The organism is Phycicoccus jejuensis, assembly GCF_044797865.1.
Lineage (GTDB): Bacteria > Actinomycetota > Actinomycetes > Actinomycetales > Dermatophilaceae > Phycicoccus > Phycicoccus jejuensis.
This window is the reverse complement of the sequence record NZ_CP085209.1, coordinates 2,041,673-2,062,223: the sequence shown is the minus strand read 5'-3', so window position 1 is coordinate 2,062,223 and position 20,551 is coordinate 2,041,673. Positions and strand designations below refer to the sequence as shown.

Sequence of the window (20,551 nt, the reverse complement as noted above, 5' to 3'; positions counted from 1 at the left end):
AGCGCGGGTCAGTCCCGCCGGTGCTCGGGCGCCTCGCGGACCGCCTCGCGCACGACGCGCATGGTCATCTCGGCGTCGTAGCCCTTGCGCGCGAGCATCCCGGCGAGGCGTCGGGTCTGGACGTGCGGCTCGAGGCCGTGCATCGTGCGCATCTTCTTCGCGACGAGCGCGCGCGCCCGGTCCTCCTCGTCGTGCGGGTCGACCTGGGCGAGGGCGGCCGCGGCGGTGTCGTCGTCGACCCCCTTGCGCCGCAGCTCCTGCCGCAGCGCGCGCCGGGCCAGGCCGCGCCCCGCCTGCTGGGAGCGCACGAGCATCCCGGCGTAGGCGTTGTCGTCGACAAGACCGACCTCCTCCATCCGGTCGAGGACGGCTGCCGCGACGTCGTCGGGGCAGTCCTTGCGCCGCAGCACGTCCTCGAGCTGGTGGCGGCTGCGCGGCGCCGCCGTCAGCTGGCGCAGCACGATCTGCCGGGCCCAGTCGTGCGGGTCCGGCTCGCTGCCCCGCGTCCGCGGGTCGGCCTCGGGGTCGGCGGGCCGGGAGCCGGCCCGGCCCCCGCGCCCCTCGGCCCGGCGACCCCGGGACCGGGCACCGCGCCCGCGCGGCCCACCGCGCACCTCCCCGCTGCTCGCCTCGCGCGCGTCGTCGCCCCCCGGCGCGGTCCACGCTCCCCCCGAGGACCCCGCGGACCCCGGCGACCCGGTGGTCACCGGGTCGCCGCCGCCCTCGAGGAGCGCGCGGAGGTCGTCGAGGGACGGGGACGGCCCCACCGCCCACTCGGGCGGCGGGGCCGATCCCTCGCTGAACGCCATCGGCGTCGACCTCAGAAGTCGACCGGCACGTCCGGCACGGCCTCGAGCTCGGGCTTGACCCCGACCCCGAGCTTCTCCTTGATCTTGCGCTCGAGCTCGTCGGAGAGCTCCGGGTTGTCCTTGAGGAACGCGCGGGCGTTCTCCTTGCCCTGCCCGAGCTGGTCGCCGTCGTACGTGTACCAGGCGCCGGCCTTGCGGACGAAGCCGTGCTCGACGCCCATGTCGATGAGGCCACCCTCGCGGGAGATGCCCTGCCCGTAGAGGATGTCGAACTCGGCCTGCTTGAACGGCGGGCTGACCTTGTTCTTGACGACCTTGCAACGGGTGCGGTTGCCGACCGGGTCGGTGCCGTCCTTGAGGGTCTCGATGCGGCGGACGTCGAGGCGGACCGACGCGTAGAACTTGAGCGCCTTGCCACCGGTCGTCGTCTCGGGCGAGCCGAACATGACGCCGATCTTCTCGCGCAGCTGGTTGATGAAGATCGCCGTCGTGCCGGTGGTGTTGAGCGCACCGGTGATCTTGCGCAGCGCCTGCGACATGAGGCGGGCCTGGAGGCCGACGTGGCTGTCGCCCATCTCGCCCTCGATCTCGGCCCGGGGCACGAGCGCCGCGACGGAGTCGATGACGATGATGTCGAGCGCACCCGAGCGGATGAGCATGTCGGCGATCTCGAGCGCCTGCTCACCGGTGTCGGGCTGGGAGACCAGCAGCGCGTCGGTGTCGACGCCGAGCTTCTTGGCGTACTCGGGGTCGAGCGCGTGCTCGGCGTCGATGAACGCCGCGATGCCGCCGGCCTTCTGCGCGTTGGCGACCGCGTGCAGCGCGACCGTCGTCTTACCGGAGGACTCCGGGCCGTAGATCTCGACCACGCGGCCCCGGGGCAGGCCCCCGATGCCGAGCGCGACGTCGAGCGAGATCGAGCCGGTGGGGATGACGGCGATCGGCGGACGGACGTCGTCGCCGAGGCGCATGACCGCACCCTTGCCGTGCTGCTTCTCGATCTGGGCCATCACCGAGGCGATGGCCTTGTCCTTCTCGTTGCCGTTGGCCGCGGCCACCGGGTTGGGCATCACGCTTCCGCGGGATCCAGCCATGTCACACCAGTCCTTCGTGTCGTCATCGAGCGCGCCTCCCGGCGACCTGGCCCCCGCCGTCGGTCTCGTCGCGAGGTCTGGGTCAGACGCTAGGTGGAGGCACCGACACCGGTCACGGGTCGCCGTGGGACCTGTGGACGAGTGCTGCCGGGGTCACCACCTGTGGACGAGCATAGGCGAACACGTGTTCGACGCCCGCAGGACACGCCCACGACACGCCGGACCCGGCTCCGGCCTCAGCCGGTCGGTGCGGGGACGCCCCACATCGCCGCGACGTGCCGGACGTCGGTGCCGCAGCACCCGCCGAGCACCCGCATCGCCGGGAGCCGACGGCTCACGTGCATCTGGTCCGCCGCGAGCCGGTCCGGGTCACCGTCGTCGAGCTCCTCCGCCTCGTCGAGCTCGGCGTGGCTCATCGTCGAGGCGTTGACCCGGGTGCCGAGCAGCCGCCGCACCCACTCCCTCTCGTCGAGCGCCGGCAGGACGTGCGTCGGGTGGGCGCAGTTGACCATGTAGTGGTCCGGCGCGGCGGCCTCGTCGACCGCCCGCACGGCGTCGGCGAGCGTGCTCCCGTCGGGCAGGCGCCCGTCGGTCTCGACGGTGAAACCGACCGAGACGGGCAGGCCCGCCTCGCGGGCCGCGAGGACCACCCCGATGCCCTCGGCGGGGGTGGTCAGGGTGAGCGCCGAGACGAGGTCGGCGCCCGCGTCGGCGAAGGCCCGGACCTGGGGTGCGTGGTAGGCGCGGGCCTCCTCCGGGTCCGGCGCCTCCCCCGCCACGTAGCCGTCGCCCCGGGGGCCCAGCTGGCCCACGACGAGGACGGCCGGCACGTCGTAGCCCGCCGCGAGCCCCCGCAGCAGGTCGATGGCCGCGACGTTGGCGCGCACCATCGCGTCGACGTCGTAGCCGACCCGCGCCGCCCAGTCGGGGTTGGCCCGCCAGGTCGGGGACTCGAGCAGCAGCCCGGCCCCGGCGGCGGCCGCCACGGCGGCGTACCCGTCGTAGTACCGCCCGAGCAGCTCACGTCCGGTCGGGTCCTCGACGAGGGGGAAGGCGGCGAACTCCGGGAGGTCCACGCCGTGGTGGAAGATCAGGTCGGTCTCGAGGCCGCCGTCGGTGACGAAGCCTCGGAGCGCGGGGTCGTGCAGGGCCGCGAGGGACCCGGTGGTGGTCTCCATCCCCCGCAGTGTCCTCCGCCGCGCGCCCTGGGGGTATGGCTCAGGTGAGCAGCAGGGTCGCGATGCGTCGGGCCGTGCCCCAGACCCCGAGGGCCCCGAGGACGACGAGGTAGCCGACGTGCCACAGCAGGCCCCACGACACCTCCCCCAGCATCAGCCCGCGCTCGAGCGCGACCCCGTGGTAGAGCGGGGTCAGCCCGACGAGCCACTGCACGGCGTCCGGGTAGGTCGAGAGCGGGAAGAACGTCGCCGAGAAGAGGAACATCGGCTGCACCGCGAGCGTGACGTAGTCGAAGTGCTGCCACGAGCTCATGAAGGTCGTCGCGAACATCCCGACCGCCCCGAAGGCCAGCCCGACGAGCACCGCGGCCGGGACGGCGAGCAGCGCCCACCACGAGTGCACGAGCCCGGCCACCCACGCGACGACGAGGAACATCGCCGAGTACAGGGCCCCGCGCGAGAGCGACCAGAGGATCTCGCCGACCGCGATGTCGCGCGGGGAGAGCGGCGTCGCGAGCATCGCGTCGTAGAGCTTCTGGTAGCGCAGCTTGAAGAACACGTTGTACGTGCTGTCGGCGATCGCCCCGTTCATCGCCGACGCCGCGAGCAGCGCGGGCGCGATGAACTCGGCGTAGGGCACGACCGTGCCGGAGTCGGTGGTGACCGTGCGCACCAGCGCCCCGAGGCCGACCCCGATGGAGAACAGGTAGAAGACCGGCTCGACGAACCCGCTGAGCAGCAGCAGCCACGCGCGCCGGAACGCCGTGACGTTGCGCATGAGGACGTACCGCGCCAGGCCGATGCCGGCCGGGGCGGGGACGGCCCGCGCCGCGCGCGCGAGCGTGCCGGCGCTCACGACAGCAGCCTGCGGGTGAAGGAGCGGTGGGCGAGCACGGCGCCGACTCCCACGTAGAGGGCGAGCACGCCGAGGTGCCCGACCCCGGCCCAGCCGGGCCAGACCCCCTCGGACGCGTCGCGCGAGAGCTCGACCCCGTGCCAGAGCGGCGTGACCCACGCGAGCGGCTGCATCCACCCCGGCAGCTGGTCGACGGGGAAGAAGGTGCCGGAGAACAACATCAACGGGGTCATGACGAAGCGGAAGAGGATGCTGAAGCCGTTGTCGTTCTCGAGCCACGCCGCGAGCGCGAACGTGGGGACGGAGAACGCCATCCCGGTGAGGACCGCGACCGGGACGGCGAGCAGCACCCACCAGGACCCGAACGCCCCGAAGGGCGCGGCGACGAGCAGGAAGATCGCCGTCGCGACGCCGAGCTGGAGCGCGACGACGAGCAGGTGCCCCCAGAGGACCTCCCCGACCCGCAGCGGCGTCGAGAGCATCGCCGAGTACATCCGGTTCCACTTGATGTAGCCCATGACAGCGTAGGTCGAGTCGCCGAACGCGAGCATCATCGCCTGCATCGCGACGATGCCGGGGACGACGTAGCGCAGGTACGGCAGGCCCTCGACCCCGCCGGCGCGGGCGTCGACGAGGGCGCCGAGGCCGAGACCCATCGAGAGCAGGAAGAACAGCGGCGAGACGAAGCGCCCGATGACCGAGCCCTTCCACGTGCGCCGGTAGACGTACAGGTGGTGGGCCATCACCGCGCCGAGCCGCTCGCCGCGGCTCGTGGGGCGGCGCGGGCCCGGGCCGAGGCGCCCGCTCGGGGCGTCGGCGACGGTGGGTCCGGGGACGGTGGGCGCGGACATCAGTCGACCAGCGAGCGACCGGTGAGGTGGAGGAAGACGTCCTCGAGCGTCGAGCGGCGCACGAGCGAGGACAGCGGTCGGACGCCCCGCTCGTGGAGCCGGGCCAGGGTCTCGTCGCCGTCGGCGGTGTAGGCGAGGAGGCGGTCGGGCAGCTCCTCGACCCGTTCGGCCACGGCGCGGGCGGCGTCGACGTGCCGCTGCTGCTCGTCGACCGGGAAGCGCAGCTCGACGACCTCGCGCGTGGAGTAGGTGTCGATGAGCTCGCGCGGGCTGCCCTCGGCGACGATCCGGCCGTGGTCCATGACGACGAGCCGGTCGCACAGCTGCTCGGCCTCGTCCATGTAGTGCGTCGTGATGATGAGCGTGACGCCCTCGCGCTTGAGCCGGTACAGGCGGTCCCAGAGGACGTGGCGCGCCTGGGGGTCCAGGCCGGTCGTCGGCTCGTCGAGCAGGAGGACCTCGGGGTCGTTGACGAGCGCCCGCGCGATGGTGAGCCGACGCTTCATCCCACCGGACAGCGGCTCGACGCGGTCGTGACGGCGCTCGGTCAGCTGGGCGAAGTCGAGGAGCTCGTCGGTGCGCGCGCGGACCTCCTTGCGGGAGAGGCCGAAGAAGCGCCCGTAGACCCAGAGGTTCTCCTCGACCGAGAGGTCCTCGTCGAGCATGTCCTGCTGGGGGCAGACCCCGAGCCGGGCGCGGATGGCGGCGCCGTCGGCGGCGGGGTCCATCCCGAGGATGCGCAGCTCGCCACCGGAGACCGGTGAGACGCAGCCGACCATCTTCATCGTCGAGGACTTGCCCGCGCCGTTCGGGCCGAGGAACCCGAAGGCCTCCCCGCGCAGCACCTGCACGTCGATGCCGTCGACGGCCGTGAAGTCGCCGAAGCTCTTGGTGAGGCCCCGGGCCCGCAGCAGCACGTCGTCGGTCACGAGGGCTGACGCTAGCCGAGCCCTCCGACGACCGCGCACCGGATTTCGGTCCTCGTCGGCCGGGACCGGGACGGCCGGGCTCCTGACAGGGATGGTGTCAGCGCAGGTCAGGGGCCTGACACGGGGTGTCAGACCGTCCGGGGACACCGCCGGCGCGCGGACGCCGCGCCGGACGACCAGCGTGGCGGCACCGCACCACCCCGCCCCGCAGGAGGACCCCGTGCCCCACCGTCCCACCCGCCGCGCCGCCCTGGCCGGCGCGGTCGTCGCCCCGCTCGGTCTCGCCCTCGGCGCCCCGAGCGCCGCGGCCGCCGGAAGCGTCGACATGGAGGCCGTCGTCCTCGCCGCCCAGGTCGACCCGCGCCGTCCGGACAGCGCCCTGACGACCGGCGCCGGCCCGAGCGTGCGGCTCGTCGAGCGCGCCCTCGCCGACCGCGGCCTCCTCGACCCCGCCTACGTCGACGGCCACTTCGGCACCCTGACCGTCTCGGCGTACGCGGCCTGGCAGCGCTCGCTCGGGTACACCGGGCTCGCGGCCAACGGCCTGCCCGGGCGCACGTCGCTCACCCACCTCGGCGACGGCCGGTGGAGCGTCGTCCGGCCGCTCACCCCCGGCTCGAAGGTCGCCTTCCGCGGCGTCACGGTGAACACGAGGACCCGCTCGATGCTGCGGGCGGCCGAGGCGCGCGCCGGGCGCACCCTCGTCGTCGAGCAGGGCTCCTACAACCCCGGCGGCGACCCGACGTCGGCCGGCACCCACGACGGCGGCGGCACCCTCGACCTCGACGCCGAGGCGCTCGGCCCGGCCGCCCGCACGAGCGTCGTCCGCGCGCTGCGCGAGGTCGGCTTCGCCGCCTGGCTGCGCTCGCCCGCCCAGGGCGACTGGCCCTGGCACGTGCACGCCGTCGCGATGAGCGACACCGACCTCTCGAGCGCCGCCCAGCACCAGGTCGGCGACTACCACCTCGGCCGCAACGGCCTCGCGAACCGCGGCCCCGACGACGGGCCCCGCGTCACCATCCGCACCTGGGAGGAGTACCAGCGACTGTCGTGACCCCCGGGGGACCCGCTCCCCCGACCCCGGGCGGCCGCGACCGCGGCGCCCGTCCACCCCCACGTCAGGAGGACGTGATGAGCACCACCTTCAAGAAGGTCGCGGCGAGCGCCGCGGCCGCCCTCACCGCGACGACGGCGTTCGTCGCCGCGAGCGCCCCCGCCCAGGCCGCGGCCCGGGACGGCGTCTGCGACACCGGGGAGTTCTGCCTCTTCTACAACAGCGACAACGCCGGCGCCGTCAGCGACTTCACCACCTCGATCGCCGACTACGGCACCACCCAGCCCTCCTGCTACGACTTCAAGGGCACCAAGGCCGGCCACGGGCTCTGCGTCAAGAACGAGGCCGCCTCCGTCTGGAACCGCACCGGCAAGAGCGTCGCCGTCTACTACAACAGCAGCTACGCCGGCGCCTCCCAGACCTTCGCCGCCGGCGCCAAGGCCAACCTCAACGCCACCCTCAAGAACAACAACGCCTCCCACCGCATCGGCAGCGGCGGCTCCTCGTCCGGGTTCCTCCTGCCCTTCCCCTGCGGCGAGAGCTGGGAGGGCCAGACCCGCAGCAACCACAGCCCGTCGCTCGCGGTCGACTTCAACCACTACCCCGACGACCTCGGCTGGAAGGTGTACGCGTCCGCGCCGGGCACCGTGACGACCGTGGCCAACCTCGGCAACACCTCGTACGGCCGGTACGTCGTCATCTCGCACGCCGGCGGCTACAAGACCTACTACGCGCACCTCAGCTCGCAGGACGTCTCGGTCGGGCAGAGCGTCACCGCGAAGACGATGATCGGCCGCGTCGGCAGCACCGGCGGGTCCACCGGCCCGCACCTGCACTACGAACAGCGCCTCAACGGGACCGTCGTCAAGGCCACCTTCAAGGACGGCAGCCCGGCGTACCCGAACAACACGACGACCCTCCGGCGCAAGCAGTCCTGCCCGTGAGCGCCCTGACCCGCGCCCGCTGGGCCGCGGTCGCCGGGGCGGTGGTCGTCGCGACGGGTGTCGTGGCGACCCCCGCCCAGGCGGCCTCCCGGGACGGCGTCTGCGACACCGGGGAGTTCTGCCTCTTCTACAACAGCGACAACGCCGGCGCCGTCAGCGACTTCACCACCTCGATCGCCGACTACGGCACCACCCAGCCCTCCTGCTACGACTTCAAGGGCACCAAGGCCGGCCACGGGCTCTGCGTCAAGAACGAGGCCGCCTCCGTCTGGAACCGCACCGGCAAGAGCGTCACCGTCTACTACAACAGCAGCCACGCCGGCGCCTCCCAGACCTTCGCCGCCGGCGCCAAGGCCAACCTCAACGCCACCCTCAAGAACAACAACGCCTCCCACCGCATCGGCGACGGCGGGGCCGGGGGGAGCTGCACGACGGACGGGACGAACACGAGGCTGCCCTCGACGATCCTCGTCTACCGCACCTCGCTCGGACGGGTCGACCGGGTGGACTTCAAGACCTACGTCAAGAACGTCCTGCCCAACGAGTGGGTCAGCTCCTGGCCCTCGGCCTCGCTCGACGCCGGCGCCACCGCCGTCAAGAGCTACGCCTGGTACTGGGCGCTGCACTCGACCCGGAAGACCCCGTCCGGTGCGTGCTACGACGTCCGGGACGACACCGGCGACCAGGTCTACCGCCCGGGGTCCTCCGTCGCCTCGACGAGCGCCGCGGTCGACCGCACGTGGTCGGTGCGGATGACCCGCGACGGGTCCGTGCTGCGAGCCCACTACTGCGCCACCTCCACGGCGTGCTCCGCGTGGGTCACCGGTGACTGGCTGTCGCAGAACGGCTCCCGCGACATGGCGAACGCCGGCAAGGGCTACCGCGCCATCCTCACGTCCTACTACCGCGGGATCACCCTGTCCTGACCGGGCCCGCCCGGACCGGAGGCCTCCCCACCGCACGTGCGGTGGGGAGGCCTCCCCATCGACCTCCTCGCTCCCCGGGTGGCAGTCTCGCCACGCGTCGGTAGCCTCGGCCTCGGCGCACCGACGCCACCCGGGACGAGGGGAGAGCCATCGTGACCGACGCCGACCGGGCCGCGCGCAGCGCGGCCGTCAGCGCCTTCGCCGAGCACCTGCGCGCGGTGCGCGAGGCGGCCGGCACCCCGTCCTACCGGGCGATGGCCGCGCGCTCGCGGGCCATCTCGCACACGACGCTGCACGAGGCCGCGCGGGGCCACCGGCTCCCGACGTGGGAGACGGTGCGCGAGTACGTCCGTGCCTGCGACGCGGATCTCGGGGCGACACGCACCGCGTGGGACGCGGCCCACCGCGTCGTCGCGCCCACCTGCCCGGGGCAGGACCGGCCGGCTCCGGGCGCGGCGCAGCCCCCGGCGGACGCCGGGCCGCTCGTCGTCCCGGCGGTGGCGCCCGCGAGCGTCCCGACGGCGGACCCCGACGTCCCGGAGACCGATCCACCCGAGCCGGCCGCCCCCGGCGCGGCCCGGCGGGCGCTCACCCTGGCAGGCACCGCGGCCGCCGTGGCGCTCGTCGCCGCCGCCGTGTCGTCGATGACGAGCCCGGACGGGATGACCGGAGCCGGTGTCGAGCGGGCCGCCGCGCTCGGGTCCGGCGGACTCGCGGCGCCATTGCCGACCCCGGCGCGCTGCCCGGTCCAGCAGCCCAACCCACCCGCCGCGGAGCCGGCGCACCCCGGTGACCTCGCGGTCTTCGTCGGGGACGCGACGCTCCCGGACTGCTCGGTCGTCGCGCCCCGCAGCACGACGACCAAGGTCTGGCGGCTGAAGAACGCCGGCACCCGGCCGTGGGTCGGCTACCGGCTGCAGCGCGTCGGTGGTCCAGCCGGGCCGGACGACTGCCAGACCATCACGCACGTCCCGGTGCCCGACACCGCGCCCGGTGCCGTCGTCGAGGTGGCGACCGCGGTCACCGCACCGACCGCCGGCACCTTCTGCATCGGGCGGTTCAAGCTGACCGACGCCGAGGGCGCCGTCGCCTTCCCGGGCAGCCGCCCCGTCACCTACCAGCTGGTCGTGCGCTGACGACCCGGCTCAGGAGCGCGGCGGGGGGACCTCGCGGCCGTGCCGCCGCTCGACGGGCACGTCCATCTGCGCGGTGAGGGCCGCCCAGACGGCGCGCGGCGCCTCGCCCGCGTCGAGGGCCTGCTGCGCGGTGCGGCCCCCCAGCGCGGTGAGGTGCTGGTTGTTCGCGAGCGAGCGCGCGTAGCCCTCGCCGAACTCCTCGGCCATGAGCTCCCAGAACCTCGAGTGACGCATCCGCCGATCGTAGGCGGCGCGTCCCGCGGCCGGTGCGGGCGGCCCGTCCCGCGACGGCATACTGGCGCCATGCGCCTCATCACCGCCGACGGGGTCCTCCCCTCGCTCGCCCGTGTCCACGAGCCCTCGCAGCCGCCCGTCCGGGTCGGGCTGGTCCAGCACGCCTGGGACGAGGACGCCGACCGGCTGCGCGCCACGCTCCTCGACGGCGTCCGCACCGCCGCCGACGCCGGGGCGCAGGTCGTCTTCCTCCCCGAGCTCACCCTCTCTCGCTACCCGGCCGACACGCTGCCCACGGGCCGCCCCGACGCGACGGCCGAGTCGCTCGAGGACGGCCCGACCGTGGCCTTCGCCCGGGAGGCCGCGGCCGCCGCGGGCGTGCACGTGCACGCGAGCCTCTACGAGAAGGCGCCGGCGCCGGACGGCTCCGACGACGGCCTCGGCTTCAACACCGCCGTCCTCGTCGCGCCCGACGGCAGGCTCGTCGGCCGTACCCGCAAGACCCACATCCCCGTGACGGCCGGCTACCACGAGGACAAGTACTTCCGCGCCGGCCCGCCGCAGGACGCCTACCCCGTCTACGAGCTCGACGCCGTCGGCGGGATGCGCGTCGGCCTGCCGACGTGCTGGGACGAGTGGTTCCCCGAGGTCGCCCGCTCCTACGGCCTTGCCGGCGCCCAGGTCCTCGTCTACCCGACCGCGATCGGCTCCGAGCCCGACCACCCGGACTTCGACACCCAGCCGCTGTGGCAGCACACGATCGTCGGGCACGCCATCGCCAACGGCGTCTTCGTCGTCGTCCCCAACCGCTACGGCACCGAGGGCCTCATCACCTTCTACGGCTCGTCGTTCATCGCCGACCCCTACGGCCGGGTCCTCGTGCAGGCGCCGCGCGACGAGGCGGCCGTCCTCGTCGCCGACCTCGACCTCGCCCAGGGCCGGGACTGGATCGACCTCTTCCCCTTCCTCGCGACCCGCCGCCCCGACTCCTACGCGCCGCTCGCCGCCCCGATCCGGCCCGAGCACCGGCGGGAGGGCTGACCGTGGCCTGGCGGATGCCGCCGGAGTGGGCCCCGCACGAGCGCACGTGGATGGCCTGGCCGTCCTCGGGCTACACGCTCGGAGCGACGGACGCCGACGCCGACGAGGCCCGCGCGACGTGGGCCGACGTCGCGCTCGCCGTGTCGCGCTTCGAGCCGGTCACCGTCGTCGTCGACCCCGCGGCCGTCGCCGTGGCGCGGCACTGGCTCGACGAGGGCCGCCACGGCCGCTACCGCGTCGACCTGCTCGAGGCACCGCTGGACGACGCGTGGATGCGTGACATCGGTCCCACGTTCGTCCGCGACGACGACGGCACGCTCGGCGCGGTCGACTGGGTCTTCAACGGCTGGGGCGCGCAGGAGTGGGCGACCTGGGAGCACGACGCGCGCATCGGGACGTTCGTCGCCGGGCGGGCCGGGGCCGAGCGCATCGGGTCCGACCTCGTCAACGAGGGCGGCGGCCTGCACGTCGACGGCGAGGGCACCGTCCTGCTCACCGAGACCGTGCAGCTCGACCCCGGCCGCAACCCCGGGCTGTCGCGGGCCGACGTGGAGGCCGAGATGGCGCGCACGATCGGGGCGACGCGCTGCGTCTGGCTGCCGCGCGGCCTGACTCGCGACTACGACGAGTTCGGCACCCGCGGCCACGTCGACATCGTCGCGGCCTTCGCCGCGCCCGGGACGGTCCTGCTGCACTGGCAGGACGACCCGGCGCACCCCGACCACGAGGTGTCGGTCGAGCTCGAGGGCCTCCTGTCGTCGTCGACGGACGCCGCGGGACGCACCCTCGAGGTCGTCCGGGTGCCCGCGCCGCGGACGCTCGAGGACGAGGAGGGCTGGGTCGACTGGTCCTACATCAACCACCTCGTCGTCAACGGCGGCGTCGTGGCCTGCGCCTTCGACGACCCGCGCGACGACGAGGCGCTCGGCGTGCTCGGGCAGGCCTACCCGGGCCGCACGGTCGTCGGCGTCGACGCGCGCCCGCTGTTCGCGCGCGGCGGCGGCATCCACTGCATCACGCAGCAGCAGCCGGTGGGCTGAGCACGCCGCGGGGGTGCCGACTGTCGGTCCGGCGTGCCAGAGTGCCGGGCACCGACCGAGGAGGCCACCGATGTCCCGCACCCGCGTCCACAGCTTCGCCGTCTCCCTCGACGGCTTCGGCTCCGGGGAGCCGCAGTCGCTCGAGGCGCCGTTCGGCCACGCCGGGCAGCGCCTCCACACGTGGATGTTCGCGACCCGCTTCTGGGGGCCGAACGGCTCGTCCGGCGTCGACGACGCCCTCGCGCAGCAGCACTCGGTCGGCATCGGCGCCGAGATCATGGGCTCACACAAGTTCGGGCCGCCCGGCTGGCAGGACGACCCGGCCTGGCGCGGCTGGTGGGGTGAGGACCCGCCGTTCCACACCCCGACCTTCGTCCTGACCCACCGGCCGCGCCCCCCGCTCGAGATGGCCGCCGGCACGACCTTCCACTTCCTCGACGCCCCGGTCGCCGAGGCGCTCGAGGTCGCCCGGGAGGCCGCCGACGGGCTCGACGTGCGGGTGGGCGGTGGGGCGACGGTGGTCCGGGACTTCCTGGCGGCCGGGCTCGTCGACCACGCGCACGTCGTCCAGGTCCCGATCCTCCTCGGGCGCGGGGTGCGGCTCTGGGACGGGCTCGAGTCGCTCGAGGACACGTACGCCATCGAGGTGGTCGCCTCGCCGAGCGGCGTGGTGCACCTGCTGCTGGACCGTCGGGACTGACGTCGTGGGCACGACGCTCCGGCCGGTGCGGGACGAGGACCACGACGCCCTCTTCGCGTGGCAGCGCGACCCGCCGGCCGTGCGGATGGCCGCGTTCACCCGTGAGGACCCGGACGACCGGGCCGCCTTCGACGCGCACCAGCACCGCGTCCGGGCCGACCCCGCCGTCCGGCACCGGGCCATCGAGCGCGACGGCGTGCTCGTGGGCACCGTGGCCGCGTTCACCGTCGAGGGCGAGCGCGAGGTCACTTCCTGGGTCGACCCCGCGCGCTGGGGCGAGGGCATCGCGTCGGAGGCGCTGCGGCTGCTGCTCGCGGAGGAGCTGCAGCGGCCGGTCCACGGGCGGGTGGCCGCCGACAACGTCGCGTCACGCAGCGTGCTGGAGCGCAACGGCTTCCGCGTCGTCGGCGAGGACGCGGGCTGGGCCGCCGGCCGCCGGGCGGAGGTCGCCGAGCTGGTCCTGCGCCTCGACGGCTGACCCGGGGGCCGGGCCGTCGAGGCGCAGGACCTCGGGCTCAGCGGTGGCGGGCCGCCAGCTGCACGCCCTGCGGGGCGAGCCGCGGCGCCGCGACCTTCGCGGCACTCTTCGCCAGCGCCGGTGCCGGGGCGGCCTCCATCGTGCCCGCCACGTCGATGACGAGGTTGGTCGACCCGACGCGGTTGTGCACCGAGAAGTCGTAGTCGGTGCCGATGTCGGTGAACGTCATGTTCGACACCAGCTGGCCCGCGGCGGGGTTGAGGTTGCTCACCGTCGGCCGCGTGTAGTCGGCGTTCCAGAGCGTGAGGACCGTGGTCGTCGTGGGCTTGTTCGCGGTCGTGTTCGTGACGAGCGCCATCGTGTCCGTGGTCGTGATCGACGACGGCGTGGTGACCGTGCGGGTGCCGTTGGACGGGATCGCCGAGGAGATGCCCTGACCGGTCTTGGTGTTGACGATGCGCGTCGGGCCCGGCAGCGCGCGGTAGCGCCACGTGTCGGTCAGCGTGTTGTCGTCGTAGATCCCGACGAGGTCGACGACGACGTGGGCGCTGCCGCCGGAGGTGTTGAGGATGCCGATGACCGGGGTGGTCGGGTCCGCGCACTCGCTGCCGCAGGCCCGCGTCGGCACCACGGCCATGTTGGGCACGGTCTTGCCCTTCGTGAAGTTGAGCGTGGAGGTGCCCGGGATGGCGTTCTCGTCACCGTTCCAGGCGGTGAGGTAGCCCGCGGAGGTCGGCTTGACGACCGTCACGTTGACCGCGAAGGCCCGGACGTGCGGGTTGACGGCCGTCGTGAAGTCGGCGCCGGTGCTCAGGTAGTAGCCGGCCGGCAGCGGGTCGTTCGTCGTGCGGGTGTCGAGGATGCGCGAGGGGTCCACGCCCGCGTAGCCGCCGTACGACTTCGTGGCCGTGCTCGTGCTCGCGTGGTAGTACCCGACGACGTCGGCGACGACGTGCGCGTTGCCCGCGTAGTTGAAGACCCGGACCTTGCCCCCGCTGCCGAGCTTGACCGTGACGAGGTTGGCCCCCGTCCACCCCTTGTTGAAGTTGACCGACGAGGCGGTCGGCCGGCTGGAGCCGGTCGGGTAGATCGTCACGTAGCCCTCGCTGCTCGGCGAGACGACGGTGACGTTGAGGATCACCGACGACGTCCCGCTCGTGGGCACGCCACCACGCGTGCTCACCTGGAGGTCGACGTAGCGGCCGGCCCCGAGCGGGGTCGTCGTCGTGACGCCGATCTTTTTGCGGGTGTCGAGCAGGCGGGCCGGCTTGAGCGGCGTGTAGGCCCCCGTCGGGCCCGCGACGGCGCTGGCCGCCGGGACGGGGGCCACCGCCTCGGCGGGTCCGGTGCTGACCCCGAGGGCCATCAGGATGGCGGCAGGCAGGATGGCGGCAAGGCGTCGCATGGGTCCCCTCGAGCAGATGTGTCCGATGCGCGGGATCGTACGCCGCGGGGTGCGACCCGGCATCCGTTCCGGAGAATCCGTCCACGGCGCAGGGTCGTGGACGCCGCGGGACCGCCCTGGTGTCGGTGCCGGGTGAGAGGGTGTGGAGCACATGCCTGCCGACGTCCTCGACCGCTTCTCCCCCGCCACCGCCGCTTGGTTCCGCGGGAGCTTCAGCGCGCCCACGGCGGCGCAGGCGGGCGCCTGGGAGGCGGTGAGCAGCGGGCACCATGCGCTCGTCGTCGCGCCCACCGGCTCCGGCAAGACGCTCTCGGCGTTCCTCTGGGCGCTCGACCGCCTCGCCTCGGAGCCGGTGCCCGAGGAGCGGCTCAAGCGGTGCCGGGTCCTCTACGTCTCCCCGATGAAGGCGCTCGCCGTCGACGTCGAGCGCAACCTGCGCAGCCCGCTCGTCGGCATCCGGCACGCGGCGACCCGGCTCGGGCTGCCGGAACCGGACATCACGGTGGCGGTGCGCTCCGGCGACACCCCCGCCGACGAGCGGCGCGCCTTCGCCCGCACCCCGTCCGACGTGCTCATCACGACGCCCGAGTCGCTCTTCCTGCTCCTGACCTCCGCCGCGCGCGAGGCGCTGGCCGGGGTGGAGACGGTCGTCCTCGACGAGGTCCACGCCCTCGCCGGCACCAAGCGCGGCGCGCACCTCGCCCTCTCGCTGGAGCGCCTCGACGGGCTGCTCGAGCGGCCGGCGCAGCGCATCGGCCTGTCCGCCACGGTGCGTCCGGTCGAGGAGGTGGCGCGCTACCTCGCCGGCGGACGCCCCGTCGACATCGTCCAGCCGCCGTCGACCAAGGAGTGGGACCTCAAGGTCGTCGTGCCGGTCCCCGACATGAGCGAGCTCGGGCAGCCGACCGGCGACCTCGCGGGCGCGGCCTCCGGGCAGGAGCAGCGCGCGAGCATCTGGCCGCACGTCGAGGAGCGGATCGTCGACCTCGTCGCCGACCACACCTCGACCCTCGTCTTCTCCAACAGCCGGCGCCTGGCCGAGCGGCTCACGACGCGGCTCAACGAGATCTGGGAGGAGCGCGTCGAGGCCGCCGACGGGGCCGACGAGGTGGGGGCGGAGGGCGCGACGCCGCGGCCGGCGGTCCTCAAGGCCACGCCGGCGCAGGTGATGGCCCAGTCCGGTCAGTCCGCCGGCGCCGCACCGGTGCTCGCGCGCGCGCACCACGGCTCGGTCAGCAAGGAGCAGCGCGGCCAGATCGAGGAGGAGCTGAAGTCCGGCCGCCTGCCCGCGGTCGTCGCCACGAGCAGCCTCGAGCTCGGCATCGACATGGGTGCCGTCGACCTCGTCGTGCAGGTCGAGTCGCCGCCGTCGGTCGCCTCCGGGCTGCAGCGCGTCGGGCGCGCCGGCCACCAGGTCGGCGCCGTCTCCCGCGGCGTGCTCTTCCCGAAGTTCCGCGGCGACCTCGTGCAGACCGCCGTCGTCGTCGAACGGATGCTCTCGGGCAGCATCGAGGCGCTCCACGTGCCGCAGACGCCCCTCGACGTGCTCGCCCAGCAGGTCGTCGCGATGTGCGCGCTCGACGAGTGGACGGTCGACGACGTGCTCGCGCTGGCCCGTCGCTCCGCGCCCTACGCGACACTGACCCGCCCGGTGCTCGAGTCCGTCCTCGACATGCTCGCGGGTCGCTACCCCAGCGAGGACTTCGCCGAGCTGCGCGCCCGCATCACCTGGGATCGGCTGTCCGACACGCTGACCGGTCGCCGTGGTGCGCAGCGGCTCGCCGTCACCTCCGGCGGCACCATCCCCGACCGCGGGCTCTACGCCGTCTTCCTCGCGACGGGTGAGGGGCCGGGCCGGCGGGTCGGCGAGCTCGACGAGGAGATGGTCTACGAGTCACGGGTCGGTGACCTCTTCACGCTCGGCACGAGCACCTGGCGGATCGAGGACATCACCCACGACCGCGTGCTCGTCACACCGGCGCCGGGCCTGCCCGGCCGGCTGCCGTTCTGGAAGGGCGACTCCCTCGGGCGCCCCGCCGAGCTCGGCCGCGCGGTCGGCGAGTTCGTCCGCGAGGTCGAGGCCCTCTCCCCCACCGCCGCCCGCGAGCGGGTGATGGCGGCCGGGCTCGACGAGTGGGCGGCCGACAACCTCCTCACCTACCTGCGCGAGCAGCGCGAGGCCACGGGCCACGTCCCCGACGACCGCACCGTCGTCGTCGAGCGCTTCCGCGACGAGCTCGGCGACTGGCGCATCGCCGTGCACTCCCCCTTCGGCGCGCAGGTGCACGCCCCGTGGGCGCTCGCCCTGTCGGCGCGGATGCGCGACCGCTTCGGCGTCGACGTGCAGGCGATGCACGGCGACGACGGCATCGTCCTGCGGCTGCCCGACCTCGAGTTCGACGACGTCGAGGGCATCGACCGGCGCAGCGTCGGCCGTGAGCTGCTCGACCTCGTGACCCTCGACCCCGACGACGTGCGCGGCATCGTCACCGACGAGATCGGCGGCTCCGCCCTGTTCGCGAGCCGGTTCCGCGAGTGCGCCGCCCGCGCCCTCCTGCTCCCCCGCCGCCGGCCCGACCGGCGCCAGCCGCTGTGGCAGCAGCGCCAGCGCGCCTCGCAGCTCCTCGAGGTCGCGAGCCGGTTCCCGACCTTCCCGATCGTCCTCGAGGCCGTGCGCGAGTGCGTCCAGGACGTGTTCGACGTACCCGGGCTCGTGGAGCTCATGCGCGACGTCGCCGGGCGCAAGGTCACCGTCGTCGAGGTCGAGTCGAGCACGCCGTCGCCCTTCGCGAAGTCGCTGCTGTTCGGCTACGTCGCGCAGTTCCTCTACGAGGGCGACACCCCGCTCGCCGAGCGCCGGGCCGCGGCGCTGGCCCTCGACCCCTCGCTCCTCGCCGAGCTCCTGGGCGGCTCCGAGGGGCTCGCGCTGCGCGACCTCCTCGACGCCGAGCAGGTCGCCCGCACCGAGGCCGAGCTGCAGCGCCTGACGCCCGAGCGCGCGGCCCGCGACGGTGACGACGTCCTCGACCTGCTGCGCGTCCTCGGCCCGCTGTCCGTCGACGGCGTGCTCCAGCGCTGTCGCGAGGGCGTCACCGGCGCCGACGTCGAGGGCTGGCTCGCCGACCTCGCCGCCGCCCGCCAGGCGATCCCGGTGCGCGTGGCCGGCGAGGACCGCTGGGCCGCCATCGACGACGCCTCCCGGCTGCGCGACGCCCTCGGGGCCTCGCTCCCGCCGGGTGTGCCGCAGACCTTCCTCGAGCCGGTCGCCGACCCCCTCGGCGACCTCGTCGCGCGCTACGCCCGCACCCACGCGCCCTTCCACGCCTCCGAGGTCGCCCGGGCCTACGGCATCGGGGTCGCCGTGGCCGCGCAGACCCTCGCCCGGCTCGTCTCCTCGGGGCGCGTCGTCGAGGGCGAGCTCCTGCCGACCGGCGGCGGCTCCACCGAGTTCTGCGACGCCGAGGTCCTGCGGATGCTCCGCCGGCGCTCGCTCGCGGCGCTGCGCGCCGAGGTCGAGCCGGTCACGCCCGACGCCTTCGGGCGCTTCCTCGGCGAGTGGCAGGGCATCGGTGGGCGACTGCGTGGGCGCGACGGCGTCCTGCGGGCCGTCGAGCAGCTGAGCGGTGCGGTCCTGCCCGCGAGCGCCGTCGAGTCGCTCGTCCTGCCCGCCCGCGTCGCCGACTACACCCCGGCCCTGCTCGACGAGCTGATGGCCGGGGGCGAGGTGCTGTGGTGCGGCCACGGCTCCCTCCCCGGCGACGACGGCTGGGTGTCGCTGCACCTCGCCGACTCCGCGCACCTCACGCTGCCCGGCCCGGACCCGGAGCGGGTGCCGACCGAGCAGGGCATCGCCGTCCTCGACCTCCTCGCCGGTGGCGGCGCCCACTTCTTCCGGGGCCTCTCCGACCAGGTCGGCAGCACCGACGACGAGGCGCTCGCCACGACCCTCTGGGACCTCGTCTGGTCCGGCCGCGTCACCGGCGACACCTTCGCCCCCGTGCGCGCCGTGCTCGCGGGCGGCCGGACGGCGCACAAGCGCAGCACGCCCGCGCCGCGTCGCACCCGGTACGGCAGCCGCCGTGGGCCGCTCGGGGCGCTGGGGTCCGCCCCGTCGCGGCCGGCCTTCCCGGCGCGCTCCGGCCCCGCCCGGGTGACCGGTCGGTGGGCGCTGCTGCCGCCGGCCGACGCCGACCCGACGCTGCGCGCGCTCGCGACCGCCGAGCTGCTGCTCGACCGGCACGGCATCGTCACCCGCGGCGCGGTGGCCGCCGAGGAGGTCCCCGGCGGCTTCGCCGGCGTCTACCGGGTGCTCGGCAAGGCCGAGGAGAGCGGCCGGGTGCGGCGCGGGTACTTCGTCGAGGGGCTCGGCGCGTCGCAGTTCGGCACCTCGGGCGCGGTCGACCGGCTCCGCGCCGGCACCGGTCCGGCGGGCTGCGAGAAGCGGGGCGATCCCACGACGGTCGTCCTCGCGGCGAGCGACCCGGCCAACCCCTACGGCGCGGCCCTGCCGTGGCCGGACCGGGTCGCCGAGCCGTCCGACGGCGAGGGCGACGACAAGCGGCGCCGGCACCAGCCGGGGCGCAAGGCCGGGGCGGTCGTCGTCCTCGTCGACGGCGTCCTCGCGCTCTACGTCGAGCGCGGCGGCAAGACACTGCTCACCTTCGCCGACGACCCGGCCGTCCTCGCCCTCGCCGCCTCGGCCCTGGCCGACGCCGTCCGGCGGGGCCACCTCGGCCGGATCACCGTCGAGAAGGCCGACGGCGGGCAGCTCCTCGGCTCCGACCACCCCGTCGTCTCGGCGCTCGAGGCCGCCGGGTTCCACCTCACCCCCCGCGGTCTGCGGATGCGGCGGTGATCGTCGATGCCCGAGGGTGACACCGTCCACCGGACGGCCGACCGGCTGAACCGCGCCTTCGCCGGCCGCGTCGTGACGCACGCCGAGCTGCGCTGGCCCTCGGCCCCGGACGTCGACCTGCGCGGGGCGACCACGCTCGAGGTCGTGGCCCGCGGCAAGCACGTCCTCCAGCGCTTCGACACCGGCTCGACCCTCCACACGCACCTGCGGATGGAGGGCCAGTGGCGCGTCGAGCACCCCGGCCCGCGCACCGAGCGCACGCTGCGTCGGCAGGACCTGCGCGCCGCCGTGCTCACCGACGAGTGGTCCGGCTTCGGGCTGCGCCTCGGGATGCTCGACCTCGTGCCGACGGCGCGCGAGTCCGACCTCGTCGGTCACCTCGGCCCGGACGTCCTCGGCCCCGACTGGGACCCCGACCTCGCCCGCGACCACCTGCTCGCCCATCCGCGCACGCTCGTCGAGGCGCTCCTCGACCAGCGCACCCTCGCCGGGGTCGGGACCTTCTGGGCCAGCGAGCTGCTCTTCATCGAGCGGCTGTTCCCGTGGCAGCCGGCCGCCGAGGCCGACCCCGACCGGCTCGACCGGATGCTCGCCAGGCTGCACCGGCTCATGGCGGCGGCCGAGCGGACCGGGTGGCAGGGCAGCACCGGCATCCAACGGGCCGGCGAGGAGGCCTACGTCCACGCCCGCTCGGGCCGACCCTGCCGCCGCTGCGGCAGCACCGTGCGCGTCGCGATGGCCGGCGTGCCTCCTCGGGAGCGGACGATCTTCTCGTGCCCGACGTGCCAGGGCGGTCTCGCCCCCACCGACGACGGCCGCCCCCAGCGCCCCCTCGGCAGCACCCCGGGCCCGCGCGGCGCCTACCGCCGCCGCTCCCCCTGACCCACGGCCTCCACCACCTCACGAGCCCCGCCGCCCCACGAGCCCCCACCGCCTCCACTTTTCGGGGTCACCCCGAAATGTCCACGAGACCCCGGCTCGGAACCGGGGTGTCGCGGACGTTCCCCTGTGTCGCGCCCTG

Annotated in this window: 18 protein-coding genes; 10 read left to right on the top strand and 8 right to left on the bottom strand. The window is 74.6% G+C overall.

Features of this window, described 5'->3' with window-relative positions:
• Positions 1 to 8: 8 nt before the first annotated feature.
• The 6 genes from LG324_RS09670 to LG324_RS09645 all read right to left on the bottom strand — a co-directional run bounded on the left by LG324_RS09670 (position 9) and on the right by LG324_RS09645 (position 5,717).
• On the bottom strand, positions 9 to 809 hold the full coding sequence (locus LG324_RS09670) for a regulatory protein RecX (RefSeq protein WP_404353101.1): 801 nt from the start codon (positions 807 to 809) through the stop codon (positions 9 to 11).
• Positions 810 to 820: 11 nt separating this feature from the next.
• Positions 821 to 1,819 carry a recombinase RecA gene (gene recA / locus LG324_RS09665; protein ID WP_404353137.1) on the bottom strand — a complete coding sequence of 333 codons (999 nt, stop codon included), beginning with the start codon at positions 1,817 to 1,819 and terminating at the stop codon, positions 821 to 823.
• Between the two features lie 320 nt (positions 1,820 to 2,139).
• Positions 2,140 to 3,081 carry a homocysteine S-methyltransferase family protein gene (locus LG324_RS09660; RefSeq protein WP_404353100.1) on the bottom strand — a complete coding sequence of 314 codons (942 nt, stop codon included), beginning with the start codon at positions 3,079 to 3,081 and terminating at the stop codon, positions 2,140 to 2,142.
• A 40-nt stretch (positions 3,082 to 3,121) separates the two neighbouring features.
• The gene (locus LG324_RS09655) at positions 3,122 to 3,937 is read right to left on the bottom strand and encodes an ABC transporter permease (protein WP_030529243.1); all 816 of its coding nucleotides are present in this window, start codon (positions 3,935 to 3,937) and stop codon (positions 3,122 to 3,124) included.
• The gene (locus LG324_RS09650; RefSeq protein ID WP_404353099.1) at positions 3,934 to 4,788 is read right to left on the bottom strand and encodes an ABC transporter permease; all 855 of its coding nucleotides are present in this window, start codon (positions 4,786 to 4,788) and stop codon (positions 3,934 to 3,936) included. Before LG324_RS09650 ends, LG324_RS09655 begins: the two co-directional genes overlap by 4 nt.
• Positions 4,788 to 5,717: an ABC transporter ATP-binding protein gene (locus LG324_RS09645; protein WP_404353098.1), complete on the bottom strand. Its 930-nt coding sequence runs from the start codon at positions 5,715 to 5,717 to the stop codon at positions 4,788 to 4,790. Before LG324_RS09645 ends, LG324_RS09650 begins: the two co-directional genes overlap by 1 nt.
• A gap of 220 nt (positions 5,718 to 5,937) precedes the next feature.
• Here LG324_RS09645 and LG324_RS09640 point away from each other — a divergent pair, with 220 nt between their 5' ends.
• From LG324_RS09640 to LG324_RS09625, 4 genes are all read left to right on the top strand, one after another.
• Entirely contained in the window at positions 5,938 to 6,771 is an 834-nt protein-coding gene (locus LG324_RS09640) for a peptidoglycan-binding protein (protein ID WP_404353097.1), read from the top strand.
• Positions 6,772 to 6,848: 77 nt separating this feature from the next.
• A complete protein-coding gene (locus tag LG324_RS09635) occupies positions 6,849 to 7,715 on the top strand; it encodes a peptidoglycan DD-metalloendopeptidase family protein (protein ID WP_404353096.1) in 867 nt (288 codons plus the stop codon).
• Positions 7,712 to 8,641 carry a SpoIID/LytB domain-containing protein gene (locus tag LG324_RS09630; protein WP_404353095.1) on the top strand — a complete coding sequence of 310 codons (930 nt, stop codon included), beginning with the start codon at positions 7,712 to 7,714 and terminating at the stop codon, positions 8,639 to 8,641. Before LG324_RS09635 ends, LG324_RS09630 begins: the two co-directional genes overlap by 4 nt.
• Positions 8,642 to 8,793: 152 nt before the next feature.
• Positions 8,794 to 9,777: an NBR1-Ig-like domain-containing protein gene (locus LG324_RS09625; protein ID WP_404353094.1), complete on the top strand. Its 984-nt coding sequence runs from the start codon at positions 8,794 to 8,796 to the stop codon at positions 9,775 to 9,777.
• A 9-nt stretch (positions 9,778 to 9,786) separates the two neighbouring features.
• On the opposite strand, the gene LG324_RS09620 is transcribed toward LG324_RS09625, so the two are convergent.
• Positions 9,787 to 10,011, bottom strand: a complete 225-nt coding sequence (locus LG324_RS09620; RefSeq protein ID WP_030527319.1) for a DUF3046 domain-containing protein — start codon at positions 10,009 to 10,011, stop codon at positions 9,787 to 9,789.
• A gap of 69 nt (positions 10,012 to 10,080) precedes the next feature.
• Between LG324_RS09620 and LG324_RS09615 the strand changes: the two genes are divergently transcribed.
• From LG324_RS09615 to LG324_RS09600, 4 genes are all read left to right on the top strand, one after another.
• Positions 10,081 to 11,052, top strand: coding sequence for a nitrilase-related carbon-nitrogen hydrolase (locus LG324_RS09615; protein WP_404353093.1), 972 nt, complete (start codon positions 10,081 to 10,083; stop codon positions 11,050 to 11,052).
• Between the two features lie 14 nt (positions 11,053 to 11,066).
• The gene (locus LG324_RS09610; protein ID WP_404353136.1) at positions 11,067 to 12,092 is read left to right on the top strand and encodes an agmatine/peptidylarginine deiminase; all 1,026 of its coding nucleotides are present in this window, start codon (positions 11,067 to 11,069) and stop codon (positions 12,090 to 12,092) included.
• A 70-nt stretch (positions 12,093 to 12,162) separates the two neighbouring features.
• Positions 12,163 to 12,792, top strand: coding sequence for a dihydrofolate reductase family protein (locus LG324_RS09605; RefSeq protein WP_404353092.1), 630 nt, complete (start codon positions 12,163 to 12,165; stop codon positions 12,790 to 12,792).
• Positions 12,793 to 12,796: 4 nt separating this feature from the next.
• Complete coding sequence (locus tag LG324_RS09600; RefSeq protein ID WP_030527323.1) at positions 12,797 to 13,270, top strand: GNAT family N-acetyltransferase; 474 nt, start codon at positions 12,797 to 12,799, stop codon at positions 13,268 to 13,270.
• A gap of 37 nt (positions 13,271 to 13,307) precedes the next feature.
• Here the strand turns inward: LG324_RS09600 and LG324_RS09595 are convergent, their stop codons facing one another.
• Complete coding sequence (locus tag LG324_RS09595; RefSeq protein WP_404353090.1) at positions 13,308 to 14,675, bottom strand: hypothetical protein; 1,368 nt, start codon at positions 14,673 to 14,675, stop codon at positions 13,308 to 13,310.
• 151 nt (positions 14,676 to 14,826) lie between these two features.
• Here LG324_RS09595 and LG324_RS09590 point away from each other — a divergent pair, with 151 nt between their 5' ends.
• Complete coding sequence (locus LG324_RS09590; protein ID WP_404353088.1) at positions 14,827 to 19,530, top strand: ATP-dependent helicase; 4,704 nt, start codon at positions 14,827 to 14,829, stop codon at positions 19,528 to 19,530.
• Between the two features lie 6 nt (positions 19,531 to 19,536).
• The gene (locus LG324_RS09585) at positions 19,537 to 20,412 is read left to right on the top strand and encodes a DNA-formamidopyrimidine glycosylase family protein (RefSeq protein ID WP_404353087.1); all 876 of its coding nucleotides are present in this window, start codon (positions 19,537 to 19,539) and stop codon (positions 20,410 to 20,412) included.
• The last annotated feature ends 139 nt before the right edge of the window (positions 20,413 to 20,551 follow it).

Coding starts and splice junctions, on each gene's coding strand:
- LG324_RS09670 (WP_404353101.1), bottom strand. CDS start 809: ATGGCGTTCAGCGAGGGATCGGCCCCGCCGCCCGAGTGGGCGGTGGGG.
- recA (WP_404353137.1), bottom strand. CDS start 1,819: ATGGCCCAGATCGAGAAGCAGCACGGCAAGGGTGCGGTCATGCGCCTC.
- LG324_RS09660 (WP_404353100.1), bottom strand. CDS start 3,081: ATGGAGACCACCACCGGGTCCCTCGCGGCCCTGCACGACCCCGCGCTC.
- LG324_RS09650 (WP_404353099.1), bottom strand. CDS start 4,788: ATGTCCGCGCCCACCGTCCCCGGACCCACCGTCGCCGACGCCCCGAGC.
- LG324_RS09635 (WP_404353096.1), top strand. CDS start 6,849: ATGAGCACCACCTTCAAGAAGGTCGCGGCGAGCGCCGCGGCCGCCCTC.
- LG324_RS09620 (WP_030527319.1), bottom strand. CDS start 10,011: ATGCGTCACTCGAGGTTCTGGGAGCTCATGGCCGAGGAGTTCGGCGAG.
- LG324_RS09615 (WP_404353093.1), top strand. CDS start 10,081: ATGCGCCTCATCACCGCCGACGGGGTCCTCCCCTCGCTCGCCCGTGTC.
- LG324_RS09610 (WP_404353136.1), top strand. CDS start 11,067: ATGCCGCCGGAGTGGGCCCCGCACGAGCGCACGTGGATGGCCTGGCCG.
- LG324_RS09605 (WP_404353092.1), top strand. CDS start 12,163: ATGTCCCGCACCCGCGTCCACAGCTTCGCCGTCTCCCTCGACGGCTTC.
- LG324_RS09595 (WP_404353090.1), bottom strand. CDS start 14,675: ATGCGACGCCTTGCCGCCATCCTGCCTGCCGCCATCCTGATGGCCCTC.
- LG324_RS09590 (WP_404353088.1), top strand. CDS start 14,827: ATGCCTGCCGACGTCCTCGACCGCTTCTCCCCCGCCACCGCCGCTTGG.
- LG324_RS09585 (WP_404353087.1), top strand. CDS start 19,537: ATGCCCGAGGGTGACACCGTCCACCGGACGGCCGACCGGCTGAACCGC.